The sequence below is a fragment of the Actinoplanes sp. NPDC020271 genome, from assembly GCF_044388125.1.
In the GTDB taxonomy this organism is placed as follows: Bacteria; Actinomycetota; Actinomycetes; order Mycobacteriales; family Micromonosporaceae; genus Actinoplanes.
On sequence record NZ_JBIRWQ010000006.1, the window covers coordinates 32147 to 51104 of the forward strand.

11 protein-coding genes are annotated in these 18958 nt (G+C 69.7%); 5 read left to right on the top strand and 6 right to left on the bottom strand.

Annotated elements, in window-relative coordinates; all coding sequences use genetic code 11:
• The first annotated feature begins 143 nt into the window (after positions 1-143).
• The 5 genes from ACH442_RS15345 (at position 144) to ACH442_RS15365 (ending at position 3070) form a co-directional block, all read left to right on the top strand.
• Positions 144-833: a DivIVA domain-containing protein gene (locus ACH442_RS15345; protein ID WP_396338638.1), complete on the top strand. Its 690-nt coding sequence runs from the start codon at positions 144-146 to the stop codon at positions 831-833.
• 148 nt (positions 834-981) lie between these two features.
• The gene (locus ACH442_RS15350; protein WP_396338639.1) at positions 982-1341 is read left to right on the top strand and encodes a YbaB/EbfC family nucleoid-associated protein; all 360 of its coding nucleotides are present in this window, start codon (positions 982-984) and stop codon (positions 1339-1341) included.
• Positions 1338-1769 carry a hypothetical protein gene (locus tag ACH442_RS15355; RefSeq protein WP_396338640.1) on the top strand — a complete coding sequence of 144 codons (432 nt, stop codon included), beginning with the start codon at positions 1338-1340 and terminating at the stop codon, positions 1767-1769. The genes ACH442_RS15350 and ACH442_RS15355 overlap by 4 nt, the downstream gene beginning before the upstream one ends.
• A 6-nt stretch (positions 1770-1775) precedes the next feature.
• Positions 1776-2756, top strand: a complete 981-nt coding sequence (locus ACH442_RS15360; RefSeq protein ID WP_396338641.1) for a hypothetical protein — start codon at positions 1776-1778, stop codon at positions 2754-2756.
• 11 nt (positions 2757-2767) lie between these two features.
• Positions 2768-3070: a hypothetical protein gene (locus ACH442_RS15365; RefSeq protein ID WP_396338642.1), complete on the top strand. Its 303-nt coding sequence runs from the start codon at positions 2768-2770 to the stop codon at positions 3068-3070.
• A 42-nt stretch (positions 3071-3112) separates the two neighbouring features.
• Here ACH442_RS15365 and ACH442_RS15370 read toward each other — a convergent pair whose 3' ends face one another.
• The 6 genes from ACH442_RS15370 to ACH442_RS15395 form a co-directional block, all read right to left on the bottom strand.
• Positions 3113-3718 (bottom strand): DUF3455 domain-containing protein, encoded by a 606-nt coding sequence (locus tag ACH442_RS15370; RefSeq protein ID WP_396338643.1) that lies wholly within the window; start codon positions 3716-3718, stop codon positions 3113-3115.
• Positions 3719-4179: 461 nt separating this feature from the next.
• Positions 4180-6168: a purple acid phosphatase family protein gene (locus ACH442_RS15375; protein ID WP_396338644.1), complete on the bottom strand. Its 1989-nt coding sequence runs from the start codon at positions 6166-6168 to the stop codon at positions 4180-4182.
• 135 nt (positions 6169-6303) lie between these two features.
• Entirely contained in the window at positions 6304-7275 is a 972-nt protein-coding gene (locus tag ACH442_RS15380) for a radical SAM protein (protein ID WP_396338645.1), read from the bottom strand.
• Between the two features lie 207 nt (positions 7276-7482).
• The gene (locus ACH442_RS15385; protein WP_396338646.1) at positions 7483-10446 is read right to left on the bottom strand and encodes an RICIN domain-containing protein; all 2964 of its coding nucleotides are present in this window, start codon (positions 10444-10446) and stop codon (positions 7483-7485) included.
• A gap of 67 nt (positions 10447-10513) precedes the next feature.
• Positions 10514-13243, bottom strand: coding sequence for a hypothetical protein (locus ACH442_RS15390; protein WP_396338647.1), 2730 nt, complete (start codon positions 13241-13243; stop codon positions 10514-10516).
• A gap of 777 nt (positions 13244-14020) precedes the next feature.
• Positions 14021-18907, bottom strand: coding sequence for a family 43 glycosylhydrolase (locus ACH442_RS15395; RefSeq protein WP_396338648.1), 4887 nt, complete (start codon positions 18905-18907; stop codon positions 14021-14023).
• Between the last annotated feature and the right edge of the window lie 51 nt (positions 18908-18958).

Sequence of the window (18958 nt, forward strand, 5' to 3'; positions counted from 1 at the left end):
CCATGACCCGGGCGTGCGCCTGCTCACATCGAGCCTGGTCAGCGACTTCGGGTAAGCGTGATCATGCCCACGGGCGGTAACGTGCCGTCGTTGCGTAGGATTTCGGGCCGCACCACGTCCGCCGACGGGAACCGAGGAATGCGATGCCGCTCACCCCAGCTGATATCCACAACGTGGCCTTCAAGAAGCCGCCGATCGGCAAGCGGGGGTACGACGAGGAAGAGGTCGACGCCTTCCTCGACGAGGTCGAGCAGGAGCTGATCCGCCTGCTGGAGGAGAACAACTCGCTCCGCAACCAGGCGTCGCGCGGCGGTGGTGGCGGTGGCGGCAACCCGGCCGCGACCATGGTGATCACCAACGAGTTCGCCGACCTGCAGGCCCAGCTCGAGCGCCTCCAGGAGGCCCGCGCCCGCGCCGAGCAGAACGCGCGCAACATGCAGCAGCAGCTGGAGCGAGCCCGCAGCGCCGCCCCGTCCGGCGCGCTGCCGACCGTCGGCGACGACGACCGCAACGCCCGGGTGCTGATGATGGCCCAGCGCACCGCCGACGAGCACATGCGCGACGCGCAACGCGAGGTCGAGGCGCTGATGGAGCAGGCCCGCGGCAAGGCCGACCAGCTCACCGCCGAGGCGCAGATGAAGGCGAGCACGATCGAGAGCGACGCGCGCCGCAACCACGCCGAGGCGATGGACAGCCTGGTGGAGAAGCGGGCCCAGCTGATCGACGAGATCGACAAGCTCGGGCAGCTCGCCTCCGGCTACCAGCAGGCGCTGACCAATCACGTGACGCAGCAGCTCATGGACCTGACGAACGGGCCCGACGGGGCCGAGTAAGCCCTCCGGCAGCAGAAGCCCCGCGGACCTTTTTCGGCCCGCGGGGCTTTTCATTGAACGCGCTCCATCTTCTGGCTGTATTCGGCAGCACAGGGGGTGAGCGCCGCTTCACACGGCGTTCCCGGAACGGCCGATGTGGAGGGGCGCCGTGGGGGACCATCCGAACTTCTCGCACTTCTCGCCGGACCCGTCCGGTTTCGTCTCCGCCGACGCCGCCGCCGGCCGCGTCTGGGTCGAACTGGACGGCAGCGGCCGGCTCACCGACCTCTACCTCGACCCCCGGGTCACCCAGATGCCGGTGGAAGACCTGCGGGCGGCGCTGATCGCGGCCTTCACCACAGCGCAGGACCGGGCGGCCGAGCAGGCGCCGTCGTGGCACGGCGCTCCGGTTGCCCCGGAACGGCTCACCCGGGCGCTCGCCGAGGCGTCGGACACCGCGGAACGGCGGTTCGCCGAGGTTGCCACCGCCCTGAACGACCTGAACCGGCGGGCGGCCCGGCCGTGGTGAGCGGGCAGCTCCGCGTCGACCCGGAGAGCGTGGCCGCGGCCGGGCGCGACCTCGCCGGGATCGCCCAGCGGATGGCCGACGACGTGGCATCGCTGGAAACCGCGGTCGGCGCGGCCTCCGATCCGTGGGGCGCCGACGAGACCGGGAGCACGTTCGCGCTCGCCTACCGGGCCGTCCGGGACCTCGCCCTCGACGCGATGGGCTCCTACACCGAACAGGTCGGCTTCGCGGCGGCGACCCTGATGATGCAGGCGCGATCGGTGGCGGCGGCTGACGCCGCAAATGCCTCTTCGCTGTACGACGTGACGGCCGCTCCCACCGGTGCCCCCGCCCCGGCCGCGGACTTCGCTGCGGGCGGCCCCTTTGCCGTGGGCTCGGCTGCCGTGGGCTCGGCTGCCTCGGGCCCGGCCGCAAGTAGCGGGGGGTAGCCGGCCATGACGATCACGCTGCCGCACGAACTGACCGAGCCGCTCGGCTGGATCGGCCTGGAGTGGCCGGAAGCCGACGAGGACCAGCTCCAAGCCGACGGCCGGGCGTGGATCGACCACGGCACCCGGATGCGCGCCCACGCCGACCAGGCCACCGCCACCGCCCGCGACGTCTGGCTGAACAACGAAGGCGCCACCGTCGAAGCGTTCGAACGCTGGTGGAACGGCGAGGACGGCCCCGGCCGGCACCTGACCGAGGCCGCCACCGCAGCCGAGATCATCGGCGGCGCGCTGATCGCCATGGCCGGCGTGACGATCGGCCTCAAGACGGCGTTCATCGCGCAGCTCACCGCCCTGGCGTTCGAGGTCGGCCAGGCGGTCGCGACGGCGACGGTCACGGCCGGGGCGACGCTCGCGGAGATTCCGGTCTGGATCGGCCTGACCCGGGTGGCGGTCCGCAAGCTTATCCACGAGGCGATGGCGCTCATCGAGCGGGAGATCGCCGCGCTGCTGCGCAAGGCCGCGAAGATGCTGGAGAAGGCGGGCGCCAGGAAAGTCGCCGAGAAGACGATGAACGGCAGCCGGAAGACCGCGTTCAAAGGCCTGATGCACGAGGTCGAGAACGCCGACGTGTGGAGTCCGCGCCACGGCGCGAACTTCTATTCCGGAGTTCAGCCGAACGACGAGAAGATGCGGGCCTACGCGGAGAAGCAGGTCGACGGCGTCAGGTCATTGACACTCGAGATGACCTCGGGGGGCCGGAGATTCGACGACATGCGACTCTTCGAGAAGGGCTCACCGATCAACAACGATCAAGCGTTGGAAGTCTGGAAACGGCTGTCCGAGCGGTATGCCCAGACCGCTTCGGGGGAGGCCACGGCCTGGACGCACAAGGCATGGTCCGGCAGCGTCTGGTACACCAAGGAGAAACCGGCGTTGCAATGGAATCCGAACGTCACGACGATCAAGGAAGTCGATCCGTTCTAAGGGGGCCCGGCATGACGGTGCGAGAGGTGATGTCGCAGATGGCGCTGCACGTCGAGAGTGGTCTGACGCTGGCCGGTGCGGGTCGCGAGGACATGCTTCTCAGCCTCGGTGAGCACTCGTTGATGATTCCCGTGGACCGCGGCGATCATCGGATCCTCTACTACCTGCCCGCGGCGCCGCGCTGGGACGACAACGGTGAGCCGCTGCCTCCCGGGGTGGGCGACAAGCTGCAGGAGATCGTTGCGGAGATCTCGCGATTCTGGGAGCAGGAGCCTGAGTTCAGGATCCGCCACTACGGCCGCGAGAGCGGTTGACGGGCCCGGCGGGGTGGCCGCCGGGCCGGCGTCATCGGTGGGTCAGACGGCCGGGACGGCCGGGTCGTCCCAGAAGACGTAGAGGGCCTGGTAAGGCACCTGCACGGTCTGCCCGGGCGTGCACGGCGTCGTCGGCGCGACCCCGCCCGACGTGTACAGCCGGTTGATCCAGTCGGCCTTGCTCAGCACGCCCTTCCCGGAGTGGCTGGTGACCTCGAGCAGCAGCTCGGCGATCGTTCCGGTGCGCGCCGACTCCTTCGCCTTCTTCGCCGTGACCAGCGAGTTGTCACGGACGGACTGCCAGGTCGGCCCGGCGAAGTGGTGGATCCGGCCGCCGGTGCCGAGCAGTTGCGCCTCGGGTGTCGACGTGGTCGGGTAGGTGCCGGTGGCCGCGCAGGTGTAGTTCTGGGTGCCGGTGGTGACTACGTACGCGCCGACCGGGCGGGAGCCGGCCGGCGGGCGGATGGCCTCCGGGATCGCGTTGACGACGGGCGCGACCGCGTTCGTGTTGGAGGCGGCGGCCGATGTCGCCACTGTCGTCTCGGCGGCCGAGGCGTTGAAGGTGACCGCCCCGACGGTGACGCCCGCGGCGACGAGGCTACCGGTGAGCGCGAGCGCGCGGATGCGAGAACGCTTGGTTGCGAACATGAGAATCCCCCTGCGGATTTCGGGTGGGCCCGGGCCCACCCGTGGACGGTGAGCCCCCTGCCCACCGCCATCAATCACGGAGCCCAGGTCCGAAGTGGATGAAGATCAACATGATTGATGGCCATCCGTCCATCCGGAAGTCATCGATCGTCGACGCCGAGTGATTTTCCGCTGACTCTGCGGCGAAGATCCGGCTAATCCGAACGGTGCTGCTCCCGGCCGGTCCTCATGGTCGCTGTTCGCCCCTGACAACGACCATGAGAACCAGCCGGGCGAGCGAGGCGCGCTGCTTGCGGGACCGGCCGCGGAGCCCGCGTCCGGGGTGACCGCGCCCACCCACGGAGGCCGCCCTTACGGGCTTCGCGTTCCGGGCCGGCCACGGCCCTGCGAAGCCCGTAAGGGTCCCCGCGGGAGCGGCGGCTCGGACCACAGCGGAGCTGGGACAGGAAGAATGTAGGGGGTTAGTGACCGGGAATGATCGTGCGGATGCGGTTGAGGCCGGCTACTCGGGAGAGCGTGATGCGGTCGATTTCGGTGTACGGCTGCCCGCTGCCGGGGAGCGCGTCCGCCAGCGTCCGGATCGTGAGCGTGGTCCGCTGCCCGCGGCGCGCCGGGATGACGTCGACGGCGATGAACGCGTAGTCGTCGTAGCGCACCTGCGACCAGTCCACGGTTTCCGGGACCTTCGTGCCGGCCGGGTAACCGGAGGCGTTGACCGCCGTTCCCGCCGTTGACCAGTAATAGCTGTTGACGATGTTCTCGGTGTTGTTCTCGGTGACGTTGGCGCCGCCGGGCGGGGTGTAGCCGCGGTACCGCTGGCCCTCGGGCAGCAGCTGCGCACCTTCGGGCTCGATCCCGGTGGGTGCGGGGGCGGCGGCGCTCGGCGCCGGACGGAACGGGTAGCGGGGGCGGCCGCCGGAGCCGGCGGTGAGGTAGGTGACGCCGTCGGTGGCCGGATGGATCGTCGAGCCGTCGGGGGCGCCCTTGGTGCGGCGACCGTTCTTGATCGGGTCGGTCCGCTCCAGCAGGTGGTTGTGGCCCTGGACGACGAGGTCCACCTGGTATTTGGTGAACAGCGGGTCGAGGGCCGAGCGGACCGCGCCGTCGGAGGCGTGGTTGTTGGTCGTCGAGTACGCGCAGTGGTGGAAGAACGCGACGATGAAGTCGACCCGCTCGGCGAGTTCGTGGTCGGTCCGCCAGGCCTTCAGTGTCTCGTCCAGCCACGTGAGCTGGGCGCCCTGGGAGTAACCGGTGTTCGTCTGGATCTCCGCGGTCAGGTCGTTGGCGTCGACCGAGATGACGCCGACGTTGCCGTAGATGAAGCGGTAGACCGAGGGGCACGTCCTCGGCCCGTTGGCGGGCAGGTCGAGGCGCTTGACGTGGCCGCCGTAACCGTGCGTCGGGCTGTCGCCGAGGAACGCCGTGTCGCCGTAGAGCGGTTCCATGTCGTGGTTGCCGGTGGCGAACATCCACGGGGTGAAGGCCGCCTGCGACTCGATCTGGTTGAAGAACACATCCCAGACGTACGGGTTGTAGAGGTTCTTCCCCGCGGCCGCGCCCGTGGTGAGCGCGGTGGAGTCGTCGGCCGGCAGCCCGGTGCCGGACGGGTCGGCGTAGCAGATGTCGCCGGCCAGCAGCGTGAAGACCGGGTGCTGGGAGGCCATCAGATTGGTCTGGGTGACGGCCGGGGCCGGGTCGGTGCCGCCGGCACCGGCCACCGGGTCGGTGGCGCTGTAGTAGTTGTTGTCGAACACGCCTTTCGGCCAGGCGCCGTTCGCGGCGGTGACCGTGGGCGGGTCCTGACCCCACGCGTATCTCGGGTCGACCGGTGCGTTGTTCGTGCCGACGTCGCCGAACGCGGTGAACGTGAACGGCTTGGCGACCCGCAGCGAGTGGTGCTCGTCCGGCGCGGTGGTGAAGTGGGCGTCGCCGGAGACCGTGCCGTCGGAGAGCCGGACCCGGTAGTGGTAGATCGTGCCCGAGCGCAGGCCGGTGATCTTCGCCTTGAGGTAGAACTGGCTGCCGATCGGGCCGCCGGGGATCGCGTACTGCCCGACCAGGTGCTGGATGTCGGCCTCGTGCCGGCCGCCGTAGTGCCCGGGCGCGGTCCCGACCTCGACGAACGCACGCAGGCCGCGCGGCAGGCCGCCGGTCTTGCTGACCAGTTGGGCGGTGACCGCCATCGCGGGCTGAGGGATGCCGTCCCGGCCGGGGACGAACGAGATGTGGCGGCCGGAGACCACCACGCCGGCCGTGCCGGCGGTGCCACCACCGGCCGCGAACGCCGCGTCGGCGAGCTTGAACTGTGCCGCGGTGAAGCCGCCGGCACCGGCCATGACCGCCTTCAGCGCCGAGCGGCGGCTGATCGACGACTTGGCGAGCTCCTTGGTGTTCCACTCCGTGTACTCGTCCACGGTGGTCGGACGATTGCTTGAGGAAAGCGTCACCACCGCATCCTGAACCCCCTGCTGGGGCAAGCGCGTGCCAAATAACGGAACAGCGGGCGAAGGGCCGGGATCACGCCGGTCGAGCGGACATGAAATAGACAGCGGACTTTGAGCTTGTGGTGAGCGACAAGTAGAAGTTCAGAAGGTGTGCCGGTAGAGGGAGCAGCCGCGGCACACGTCCGGCGGCTCGCTGCTGTCGAGTCGGCGCCGGAAGTCGCGGTAGGCCGGGCCGTGCCAGATGTCGGTGAAACTGGACTCGTTGAGGTCGCCGAGACTCACCCGGTCGTCGCCCATCACCATGCAGCACGGCTGGACCGTCCCGGCGCTGGTCACGTACGCGGCCTCCCACGGCCAGGTGCAGTTGCCGCCGCCGGCACCGGCCGGGCTGGGCAGTCGCAGCCGCAACCCGGTCTCGCGGGCGGCCTCCGTCGCGACGGCGAACGCGGGCGGCTCGGCGTCCCAGAGCGCCTGTTCGGCGGTGAAGGACCGGATTTCCTCGTACGCCGAGGCCGCGTCGTCGAAACTGTGCGACAGGTTCTGCACGCGCAACTCGTCCACCCCGGTCCGGGCCAGCAGACGGACCAGGGCGGGCAACTCGTCGACGTTGTCCCGCATCGCCACGAACACCACCCGGATCCACGGGGTCGCGCTGCCCGCCTCACGTTTCGCCGCGACCAGCCCGGCCAGGTTGGCGATCACCGTGTCGAACTTGGCGCCCTCCCGGATCGCCTCGTAGACCCGCGGCCCGGCCCCGTCCAGCGACACGTGCAACCAGTCGACCCGGCCGGCGACCAGTTCCTCGGCGCGACGCCGGGTGAGCAGCGTGGCGTTGCTGTTGAACCCGACCCGGATCCCGCGGCCGACCGCCGTGGCGATCATTTCCGGCAGGTACGGCGACAGCAGCGGCTCGCCGAGCCCCTGCAACGTCACCTGCCGCAGGGGCAACTCGTCGACCAGCCGGTGGAAGAGCTCCGGTCGCATCGCCCCGGCCAGCTTGTTCACCGGTGGCCGATAGCGGACCAGGCACATCGTGCAGCGCAGGTTGCACGCCGACGTCACCTCGACCTGCAGGTGACCGGGCAGCGGGGGATCCTCGGTGGTGACCGGCATGGGCGCCGCATTCCCCGATCGTCCCGCACGAAACACCGAGGCGTCCGCTCATCGGCGTGGCCGGCGAACGCGCCGGTAGGCGCCGGCGCCGGGCGCTGATCGGCTGGGAGCCGGCCTCGAGCGGCTGTTTGCGGACAGTCCGGCGCCTGCACCCCGCCTCTCCCGGGCCGGCTCGGAGGCGGCCGGGAGAGGCGGGAGCAACGCGGGCTAGTGGTCTTTGCCGACCAGCTGAATTCGGTACTCGACCTGGGTCACCCCGTCCTCGGCGGTCACCGTCACGACTCGGGTGGTCCCGGTCCGCGTAACGGTTGCGGTCGCGTAGGGGTCCGCCGTGGTCGCGGTGATCACCGCACGGCCGGGATGCTTGCTCGTGATTCGGTACGTCGTGACAGCCGGATCGAATCCACGGATCGCCACCCCGTCGACCGCGATCCCGGCGGCCGTCGCGTCGGTGCCGACCCCGGGTGCCTTGGCCGACACCTGCAGCTCGGACACGGTGAGGTACCCGTTCGGCACGGCGGTCAGCACTACGCACACCGCCCCGGTCACGCCGTCCGGGATCGGCACGTCGACCGCGAGCGGACTGTTCACCCCGACCGCGACGACCGGGCCGGAGACCGCGCAGCTGCCGTTCGCGCCGGGCACTCCGGCCTGCACGCTCTGGGCGAGCCCGCCGCCGGACGAGTTGTCCTGGTAGAAGTGCACGGTCAGGTGCGACGGCGAGGTGCCCGCGGGCAGGGTGGCGGTGAGCGTGTCGGCGGAGTTGCGGCCCGACGACTTCCAGTTCGACCAGGCCTTGCCGGTGGTGTCGCCGTTGGTCAGCCCGGCCGTGGAGTAACCCGGCTCGGTGTAGGACGCGGCGACCGACACGCCGCTGCTGAGCGGGCTGTCGACCGGCGTGGTGACCTGCACCCGTGCCGTCGCGGGCAGGTGCAGGCCGGGAACCGTGCCGCGGACCGTGAGCACGCCGGTCGCCGGGTAGGTGGCCGGCTCCCAGGTCACGGGCACGTCGGCCCGGCCGCCGTACTTGCCGACCGCGACCACCGTCGCGGGCAGCGCGGGCTGACCGCCGGGGAAGGTCTTGGCCCGGCCCGGCTCGGTCGAGGTGAAGACGTCCACGGTCACCTCGGCCGTGGCGCGGTGGGTCCGACCGAGCACGTCGGTGGCGGTGCCGGTCACCTTCACCAGGCCCGGGTGGCGCCAGGCTTTCGCCGGGGGCAGGTTCCAGACCACGGGCAGCGTGTGCGAGCCGTCGGTGACCGTCGCCGGCAGCGTCGGGGCGCGGCCCGGCACGGTGAAGGTGCGGGCCGGCCGCGGCGTGCCGACGCTCTCGTCGATCACGGTCCAGCGCTGGTTGCCGCCGGAGGTGGGCTGGTAGAGCCCGACCGGCGCGCCGTCCGTGGTGGAGCCGCCGTTGACGTCGAGCAGCCGCTTGGCGTCCACGTTGATCAGCGTGTACGTGCCGTCGCCGGTGGTGGAGACCCGCCACAGTGAGTCGAGCGGCTGCCCGGTGCCCGCGTTGGTAACCCGGTAGGCGTCGCCGACCGGCTCGAACGTCCACAGCTGGTCGGCGGCGGTGGCGGACGACGTGGTGATGACCGGGCCCGGCGCGAGCGACTTCCCGCTGGCCACGCCCTGCAGCCGGTACGGGTGCCCGGGCACGAGGGGCCGGCCGGCGCCTCCGGAGACTCCGTCGACCAGGAACGTCGTCACGGACTGGGCCGGCACGGTGAGCGTGGTCCGCTTGCCGCTGACCCGGATCGGCCGGCCCGGTACGAGTTTGCCGTCCGCGCTGGTCACGACGGGCGTGACGGTCGCGCCGCGGCGGATCGAGGCGAACTTCGACAGGTCGAGGGTGACCGACTCGGCCGTGGTCGCCGGGTTGACGTGCACGACCGTCGCGCCGGTCTTGTTGACCGCGGCGAGGCTGCGCGTGTCGGAGACCTTCACGAAGTGGTCACCGGGTTTCACGTAGTGGGTGAAGTTCCGGATCGTGTCGTACTTCGTGTTGGTCTTGATCGGGCACGTCGTCAGCGTGTCGGCGGCGGTGCAGTCGAACGGGACGTGGATCTCGCCCCACTGGAGGTCGCCCTCGGCCCGCATGTTCTTCGCGTCCTCGATGGGCTGCCACAACACCCACGCCGACGGTTCCAGCTCGCGGATGTCGTCGACGATGCGCTGGGCCATGCCGAGCCCCGAGTCCATGCTGGTGTAGTCGTGCCCCCAGCTGCCCTCGACCTCGCTCATCCACAGCGGTTTCTGTTCCGCCTTGGCGATGTCCCGGACGCTGGTGCGCTGGCCGGTCCCGTACGTGTGGACGTTCAACCGGTCGACGGCCGCCCGGGCCTCGGGCGTCCAGCCGTAGAAGCCGGTGACCATCGTGCCCGGGTTCGTCTCGTCCGGTGCGGCGATGTTCCCGTTCCATGCCTTGGCCAGGGCCGAGATGACGGCGGCCTGCGAGGCGGGGCCGGCGTGCGCGCCCTCCTGCCGGCCACCGGTCGGCTGCCCACCGGCGCCCAGGGTCGTACCCCAATAGTTGGTGTTGGGTTCGTTGAGCGGCTCGATGGAGTCGAAGGTGATGTCGTGCGCCTGCTCCAGGTGTTTGGTCACCCGGGTCAGGTATCGCGCGAAGTCGTCGACCTTGTCGGCGCGGATCTGGTCGGTGGTCGAGCTGAAGCCGCCGCTGACGTAACCGCTCACGGTCTGGAAATAGGGCGGCGAGTTGCTGAACGCCTCCCAGTGCGTGACCTTGTCCTTGATCTGGTCGACCCACCAGCGCTGGTTCGGGTCGGCGTCCCAGTTCCAGTCCGCGTCGTCCGCCGGGTTCCACCATTCCTTGTCGGCCGGGGTGTACTGCTGGTCGGCCTTCCAGAAGCCGGGGACCGCGCCGCCCGGCCGCAGGTAGTCCTTGACGGTCGGCGCGTTCCCGCCGCCGATGTTGAACCGGGCGATGTTGAGGTTCAGCCCGTCGGCGCCGAAGACGAGGTCGACGAGCCGGTTGCGGATCTCGTCGGGATAACCGCCGGTGGCCTCGGCCATCCAGGCCAGGCTGGTGCCCCAGCCCTGCCACGCGGCGCCCTGGTAGGAGGGGTCGGGGGTGATCGTGGTGGTTGCTGTCGGCGGAACAGCCAAGGAGGTTGCGCTCAGGAGCGTGGCGAGCAGGATCCTCATGCGTGACCCTTCGTGTTTACGTAAACATCGGTGGTCGTAACAGTGTGGAAATGCGTGCTCGCCAATGTCAAGCCTTCAGGCGATCACCGATCAGAGCCAGGTTCTGCATCGCCGCGAGCCCGTACAGAGCGGTGGTGTTCGTGTCCACCCAGGATGCTTCGTCGACCGGATTCAGCACGTCGGGGCCCTCCCGCCGGACGGTCCGCCACGGCGAGGCGTCGGTGTAACCGTCGGTGCCGGTGAACTCGGACCACGCGCGGGCGGCCAGCGTGTCGTCGTTCAGGCGGACCGCGGCGTACGCGGAAAGCCGGGAATGCCCCTGCTTGAGGATCAGGTTGCCGAAGTCGGCACCGGTCTCCGCCGCCTGCTCCGCCTTGGTCGCGTTGAACAGCCGGCAGTACTGCAACCAGGCCTGCTCGAAGCCGGGCACGTCGACCAGCCCGATCAGCTCGGCACAGACCTCCACCTGGCCGAACATCGCGCTCAGGTGCGACACGCTGACGGTCTTGGCGGCCTCGGCGAACTCGCCGGTGTCGATGTCGTAGAGGCCGCTGCCGGTGACGAAACCGTTCGGCATCCGGGCGATCGTGCGCATCGTCGCCAGCAGCTTCTTCTGCGCTGTGCCGGCGGACGGGCCCTGTCGCTCCCACTCGGTCAGCCAGGCCGCGGCCAGGCCGGACCAGTCGGTGCCGAGGCCGATCGAGAGCGCGTGCGGGTCCGGCGTGTACGGCTCGGTCCGGATCTTGCGCAGCGGGTCGAGCGCCAGGAAGGTCCTGTCCGAGTCGACCAGTTCGCGCATGAGGTCGCCGCAGCGCTCGTCCGCGGTCAGGTAGTAGTAGAAGCGGCGGTAGACGGCCGTGCTGATCCGCTGCTGCTTGGCGCTGTCGGCCCAGTGCAGCACGCCGTGCCGCGTGCCCAGCCCGGCCCATTTCCCCAGGTGGTAGACGTCGACCTCGCCCGTGTGCCGGGTCATCGCCTCGGCGAAGCGGAAGATGTCGGCGCGACCCGACCGCAGGTAGGCGAACCACAGCCACAGATCCGGCGAGAGCTCCGAATTGTCCCAGGCGTAACCGCCGACGTCGTACCGCCACACGTGCCGATCCGCGTCGGGCGTGTGCATGATGTCGCCGTAGTTCCAGAAGCCGTACCAGTGTCGCTGTTCCCGCTGGTCCCGGTAGTAGGCGAAGAGGAAGTCGAGCCGGTCCTCGATCTTCGCGCGGGCCGGGGTGGACCGGTCGGCCGGCGCGAACAGGCCGCCGAACACGCCGGTCGACGCCAGGTGCTGGGGCGGTGCGACGATCTGCGGCGGCGTGGCGACGAGGCGCGCGAGCGCGGCCAGCGTGGCGGCCGGGGGAGTCGCGGGCAACGCCCAGAACATCAGCTCGGTGGTGCGGGCGATGCCGTAGGGAGTCCCGAATCCCGGCTCGTAGTCCTCGTAGGTGATCTCCAAACCCTGCAACTGCTCCGCGTACGTGTCCTGCCCCATCCCGTCGTGATAGAAGCGCGTGTCCATCGGCCCGGCCTCGGGCGACCACATCCACACGGTCACCTCCGCCTCGTCCGTGGCCGCGTTCCGGATGTCCAGCTGCGACGGATGCCGCTGCCAGAAGTCGCGCATCCCGAAACCGAGCCCGCCGGAGACGCCACCCACGTACCCGAAACCGGGGGCGCGCCGACCGGCGTCGGCGGTGATCCACCCGTACCCCGGCCTGGTTCTCTTCTTGATCGTGAAGCCTTCACTGGTCGGCTGGCTGAGCGTGTAGTCGCCCCACGAGGGGATCAGCTCCAGCCGGGTGGTGACGCGCTGGTCCCAGGTCGCCGGGTCGGCCAGTTTCTCGCCGGCGATCTGCGCCGCCCGCACGGTCGCGCCCGGGTCCCGTCGCAGCCCGGTGATCCCGCGGACCGCCTCGCGCAACAGCCCGTCACCGTCCCCGCTGAGCCGCACGTGCCGGTCGTGGAGCGCGTCCCGCATCGGCACCCCGGCGCGCACGCCCAGCCCGGCGATGAACTCGCTGCTCCCGTCGGTGTCCAGCACGAACGTGTGCACCATCCGGACGTGCTCGGCGCCGGAGTAGAAGTAGAGCCGCACGCTGAACGGCAGCCACGACCGCCCGCGCCGCTGATGTTTCCCGTCGACCCGGATCACCGCGCGTACCGGCCCGCGCTGCTCCACCTTCACCGACGTGATCGTGCTGGTCAGCGGCTCGCTGCTGGACCGGTACGCCTCGATCTTGGTCTGCCGCAGGCTGATCAGCCGCAGGTTCCGCGCGATCTCGACGCCGTCCCGCGTGATCGAGCTGATCAGTGCGGATCCACGCCGCTCGACCGCCACCTTGATCACCCCGGTGTTGACGGTGATCCGTTCCCGCGAATCGACCACCAGCACCGGCGGCGTCTTCCCGGCACTCGGCGTGCCCCGCGTCAGCGTGTACGTCTCGGTCAGCGGCGCATCGGCCGGGATCGCGTGCGCACTCCACTTCAGCGTGCCGTCCGGCCAGAAGGCCAGGGGCCACGTCTGCACCGGCACCTCCGCACCGTCCGCCGCCGCCAGCGCAAAACTCTCGGTCGCCGGCAGCGCACCCTTCGGCCACGGCACGCCCCAGGTGTTCCCGGCGCCTGCCGCGGGCCTCCCCTCCAACCACCGCAGGCTGACCTGCCGCGGCGCCGCCTCACCCGCGGTTTCCCGATTGAGGGGTACGGCGTCAGCAGACGGCGTGCGTCCGGGGATCATCCCGAGCGCGGGGGCGGCAGCGACGCCCCGGACGAACGTGCGGCGCGACAGGTGCGGCAGTTCCATCTCAACTCCCAGTTGGTAGGACGGTCACGCTTCCGGCCGATCCGCCGGGGTTGCTCCGGGCGGCTCGGTCGCGCTTCTCGGCCGGTCCTCGTGGCTGTGTCTCGAGCGCTCCGGGGCCTCAGCCCTTGAGGCCCGAGGTGGCGAAGCCCGCGACGAGCAGCCGCTGGAACGTGGCGAAGAACAGCGGGATCGGCGCCAGGGCGAGGGCCGAGAGGGCGAGCATCGGCCCGTACGGGTTCTGGTCCGTCGTGTCGACGAACAGGCCTTATCCATCAGCAATTCTCGATGCGTCGAGGCAGCATCGCACGGCGGTCAATCGATAGTCAACGATGCAATGAAACGTTTCCAGCACAGGGAATGCGGTTTCCCGTCAGCTGATGGGACGCTGCCGACACCCGCCCCGGTTCCGCCGCCCAGTCACTTCCGCCGCTGCTCGGGCCGGCGCCGGCCGGTCGTCCGGGCTGCGTGGTTGCGGTTGGTGCGCCGGCCATCGTGCGTCGCTGCTTGCGCTGGTTGCAGCCGGCCGCGCGGACAACACCGGCCACCCTCGGCCGCGGGCGGCGGCACTGCCGCGACCAGCGGCGCACGACCGCCGGCCGGCAAACCGCAACCATCGGCGGACCGCAGTCATCGGCGGACCGCAGTCATCGGCGGACCGCAGTCATCGGTGGACCGCAGTCATCGGTGGACCGCAACCATCGGCGGACCGCGAGCAGCGGCGGGCCAGGCCGGATGGGGCCGCCGTGGTGGGGGCCCGGACGCGGGCCCCCACCGGGATCAGTGGTGCTTCTTGGCGGCGATCACGATGCCGCCGCTGGCCACGCGCGGGGCGCCGATGGCCGGGAGGTTGAGGACGGTCCTGCCGGTGCGGGCGTTCCAGATGCGGACGGCCAGCCGGTCGGTGCCGTCGACGGCGGTGATCAGGAAGCGGTAGGAGCCGTCGCCGTTGATCGTGCCGGTTCCTGAGTACGTCGCCGTGTTGCCGAGGATCAGCGGCGCGCTCCGGGATGTGGACCGGAAGTCCAGGTCTCCGGCCGCGAAGTGGATCCACGTCGACGAGTTGGTGGTGAACGCGAACTCCACTGTCCCGCCCGCGCGGATCCCGTCGAGGCATCCGGCCGGTGCGGTCAGCGTTCCGTTGCCGGCCACCTGACCGCTGCCCGGGACGTACGTGACGACCCGCGCCACGGTCACCGTGGAGGCGGCCTCGTCGTCGTCGCGGACGGTCACGGACGGCTGGAAGACGCCGCCGGCCGTGTAGGCGTGCGTGGCCGTGCACACGCCCCCGGCGACCGTGCCGGTGGTGACGGCCCGGTCGCCCCACGAGGCGGTGCAGGTCAGGGAGTCGTGGGCGCCGGAATCCCGTACCGGGATGGTGATCTTGGCCGTTGTTCCGGTGGCGATCGGCGCGATCGGCGTGGAGGGTGTTCCCGCCGCGGGGCTGACGTTGTCCACGGCGAGGGCCGCGGAGTCGTGACTGCTCCCGGCGGTCAGCGTGATCGTGTAGGTGCCGTCGTCGGTGCAGGTCACCGTCGTCGCCACGGCGTGCGGGTCGGCGAAGACGCAGGTGGCTCCGGCGTCGACGTCGTCGCCCGCGGCCCATGACCAGGTCGGTGTGTTCGCATTGCCGGACACCGATCCGCTGACCGGAACGGCACTGCCTTCAGCCCCGGAGACGTCCGGACCGGCGTGGGCCACGGTCACCGGGTCGACGCTCTCCAGCGTCGGCACCACCGGGTTGATCTTCCCGTTGGCGTCGAACGTGAGCCGGTCGATCGTGGTTTCGCGGTGTGTTCCGTCCCCGCCGGGCATCGCGAACCGGTGGTACGCGATGTACCACTCGTCGCTGCCCGGCAGCCGCACCACCGAATGGTGCCCGGTCCCGAGAATGCCCAGCGAAGCGTCCTTGGAAAGGATCACTCCGACCCGGTCGCTCCACGGCCCGACGGGTGAATTGCCGGTGGCGTAAGCGACGCGATAATCCGCGCTGCGCGTGTCGTTCTCCGACCACATGAAATAGTAGGTCCCGTTCCGTTTGATCACGAACGAGCCCTCGTTGTAGTTCGCCGGGTGGTACGTCTTCACCTGCGCCGGGTCGAACGAGACCATGTCGTCGTTCAACGGCACCTGGTACGAGTTGCCGTTGCCCCAGTAAAGGTAGGACTTCCCGTCGTCGTCGGTGAACACCGCCGAGTCGATCATCTGCCCGCTGTAACTGCCGGCCGCGACGAGCGGTTTCCCGAGCGCGTCCTTGAACGGCCCGGCCGGGTTGTCGGCCACCGCCACGCCCAGTTGTTTGGCCGTGTTCCCGTCGGCCGGACCGCCGGAGAAGTAGAAGTAGTACTTTCCGTCGCGGAACGCGATCGTCGGCGCCCACGCGCTGTTGTCGGCCCAGGTCACGTCCGGCCCGAGGTCGAGGATCACGCCGTGGTCGGTCCAGTGCACGAGATCGGTCGACGAGAATGCGTGGAATTGTGTTCCGGACCAGCCCGCGAATCCGTCGGTCGTCGGATACATCCAGAACGTGTCGCCGAAAACGGTGATGTTCGGATCGGCGTAAAGGCCCGGCAACACCGGGCTCTTCATCACCGAGGCGGAAACGGTCCAGGTCCGCTTCGCACCATCGGCGCCGATCAGCTGGTACGTCGTCGGAGCGCTGAAGTCCCGGACCGTCCCGGAGGCGGGGCTGATCGTCGCGCCCTCGGCGAGCGTGAACTGCGGCGCGAGCGCGGTCACGTCGGTGCCCTCGGCGACCGGCAGTTTCACCGTCCCCGCCGCGTCGTCGATGATCGCGTCGACTTTGAGTTGCGGTAACGTCACCCCGCCGATCGAGGCGCCTTTCCCGGCCAGGTTCATGATCTGCGCCGCGGACAGCGCCGTGTTGTAGATGCGGAAGTCGTCGACTGCCCCGTTGTAGTACGGATCCGCTGAGTAGAGCGATTTACCGACGTACCCCGAATAGGTTTTCGATGCGTCGTAGAGGTCGCCGGGTTTGACGGTGACTCCGGTGGCCGAGGCGATCTTGCGTCCGTTGAGGTACATCACGGCGTCGGTGCCGTCGACGGTCACCGCGATGTGCTGCCAGCTGCCGCCCGGCAGTTGTCCGTTGCCGGCCAGCTTGGACTCCGCGGACCAGCTGCCGCTGGTGATCGCCGAGTAGAGCAGCGACGATCCGTTGGACGGGCTGGTGAACAGGTACTTGTTGCTGTCCGGCCCCAGCCCGTAGATCCATTGGTTGACCGTCGTCGACGCGTTCCACTTGGCCCGGAGCGAGACGGTCGCGCTGGTCGCGCCCTTGAGCACGCCGTTGGGGATGGTCACGTAGGAGCCGCCGCCGAGCGTGACGGCGTTCCCGTCGAGCCCCGGGCCGTTGACGTACGTCCCGTTGAAGCCGTTGCCCGACGAGTCCGCCGCGACCGTGCCGCTCGTCTCGTCGAACTTGTACTGCAGTCGCAGGCCGGGCGCCGGCACCGGTTCCTCGTACTTGGCGGAGATCCGGTCGTATTCGGCCTGGGTGACAGGGAGAACCGTGCCGTGCCGGGGCCGGGACGGCAGCGTGTACTTGGTCTCCGGGGTCCATTTCCCGGAGTCGAGGTCGGTGGTCGAGAACGGCACGTAGCCACGGCCGCCGTACTCGTCGATGAAGAGGTACCACTTGTCCTCGGTGTTCGACTTGAAGACCAGGGGACCTTCGCCGCGGCTGAGGCCGGGCGAGCCGATGCACTCGGAGACGAAGTCGTAGTCCAGGTCGAGGACCGACGTCGACTTCTCCTCGATGATGTACTTGCTGCACGGCGACGAGGAGCTGTTGTTGCGTTCGTCCTTGGTGAACCGGTAGTACTGCCCGTCGTGCTCGACCATCGTCGAGTCGATCACCGAGTAACCCGGGTCCTTCCACACCTTCGGCTCGCTGAACGTGTAGAAGTCCCTGGTCGTCGCGTACATCATCTTGTTGTAGGTCGTCCCGGTGTGTCCCGGGTCGGCCTCGTCGTAGATCTTCGAGGCCCAGAACACGACGTACGCGCCGAGCTCGCGCGAGTAGAAGGCCTCCGGCGCCCAGGTGTTGCCGGCGGTGTCGGGGGAGACCTTCACGAGGCGCTGGTTCGTCCAGTTGACCAGGTCGGTCGACTCCCACACCATGATCGACTTGCTGCCGGAGCGCTGTGACGCGTCCCAGTCGCCGTTGCCGTAGATCTTGAGGTCGGTGGCGATCTGGTAGAACTTGTCGCCCTCGGGGGAGCGGATGATGAACGGGTCGCGCAGGCCCTGCGTGCCCAGGGTCGAGGTGAGCACCGGCTGCCCGTTGTTGATCTCGCGCCAGCTCAGCGGGTCGTTGCCGTTGCTGAGCGCGTTGTAGATCTGCTCGCCGTTCGAGTACCCCTCGCCGGTGAAGTAGCTGAACAGGTACCCCTTGTAGGGCTCCTGAGCAGGCAGTTCGGGCACCTTCGCGGTGAATTCCCGGGTCGCCGTCGCGCTGCCCCGGCGCACGGTCGCGGTCAGGGTCACGGTGGTCGCGCCGGTGCCGTGCGCGGGACGGTGCACCTCGCCGGACGCGGTGATCACGGCCGGGTCGGCGCTGCTCCAGGACACCGTCGTGCCACCGGGCGCACTGCTCGGAAGAGCCAGATTCCCGCGTACGTCGTCCAGGTTGTTGATCTTGATAGTCGTGGCCGCGGCCTCGGCGGTGGCCGCGTCGTCGAGGTCGGCCCGCACGGTGATCGCGAAGGTTTTCGTCGCCTGGATCGTCCCGCGCCTGATCGTGGCGGTGAGCGTGGCCCGCCCGTCCGGCTGCCCGGCCGTCGGGCGAGTGACCTTGCCGGCCGCGGTGATCACCGTGCTGTCGCTGGTCGACCAGGTGAGCTTCGAGCCGTTCGCGGCGGTCGCCGGCAGGCTCAGGTCCGCGGTCAACGCGGTGGTGTCACCGAGGTCGAGCGCCTGCCGGTCGGCGTCGACCGCCGTCTCGTTCACCGGCGTGGCCAGTGTGTTCACCTCGTCGGCAGCGAGCGCCCGGTCGTAGACGCGCACGTCGCGCATCCCGCCCTTGAGGTACTTGTCGCCGGTGTAGAGCGACCGGCCGAAGTAATTCGCGCTGGTCGTGCCGCCCCCGATCGCGCCCGGGAGAATGCTGACGGCGGTGTTGGTGGCCACCGCGACGCCGTCCTCGTAGAGCGTCCCGGTCGTCCCGGTCTGCGTGTAGGCGACGTGCTTCCAGGCGTTACGGGCCAGGTTGTAGCCGGTGGCGGGCCGGGTGTTCTGCTCGCCGGACCAGTTGCTCAGCGAGATCGCGTTGCGGAAACTGTCGCCGGTCGCGAAGAGGTATCCGTTGCCGTATCCGGTCGACGTATCGGTGTTGCCGAATCCGTAGAGGAAGTACGGAGTCGCCTGTGCACTGTCGATCCTCACGTCGAACGCGACGGTGACCGCGTCCAGATCGGCCAGAACGTTGTCCGGAGCCGTCACGTATGTGCTGGTGCCGTCGAAGGCCAGGCCCTGCGTGCCGGTCCAGGTCGCACCGGTGACAGCGCCGTCGCGGCCGTGGCCGGAGGCGTCGGTGGCGACCGTGCCGGACTTCTCGTCCAGCTTGTACCAGAGCAGGAGGCCGTCGTCGGCGGCCGCGGCGGCGGGGGAGGTGATGGTCAGCGTGCCGGTGAGGAGAGTGGCCATTGTCAGGAGCGTTAACAATTTTGACCGAGGCATGATCATCCTTGCTGACGT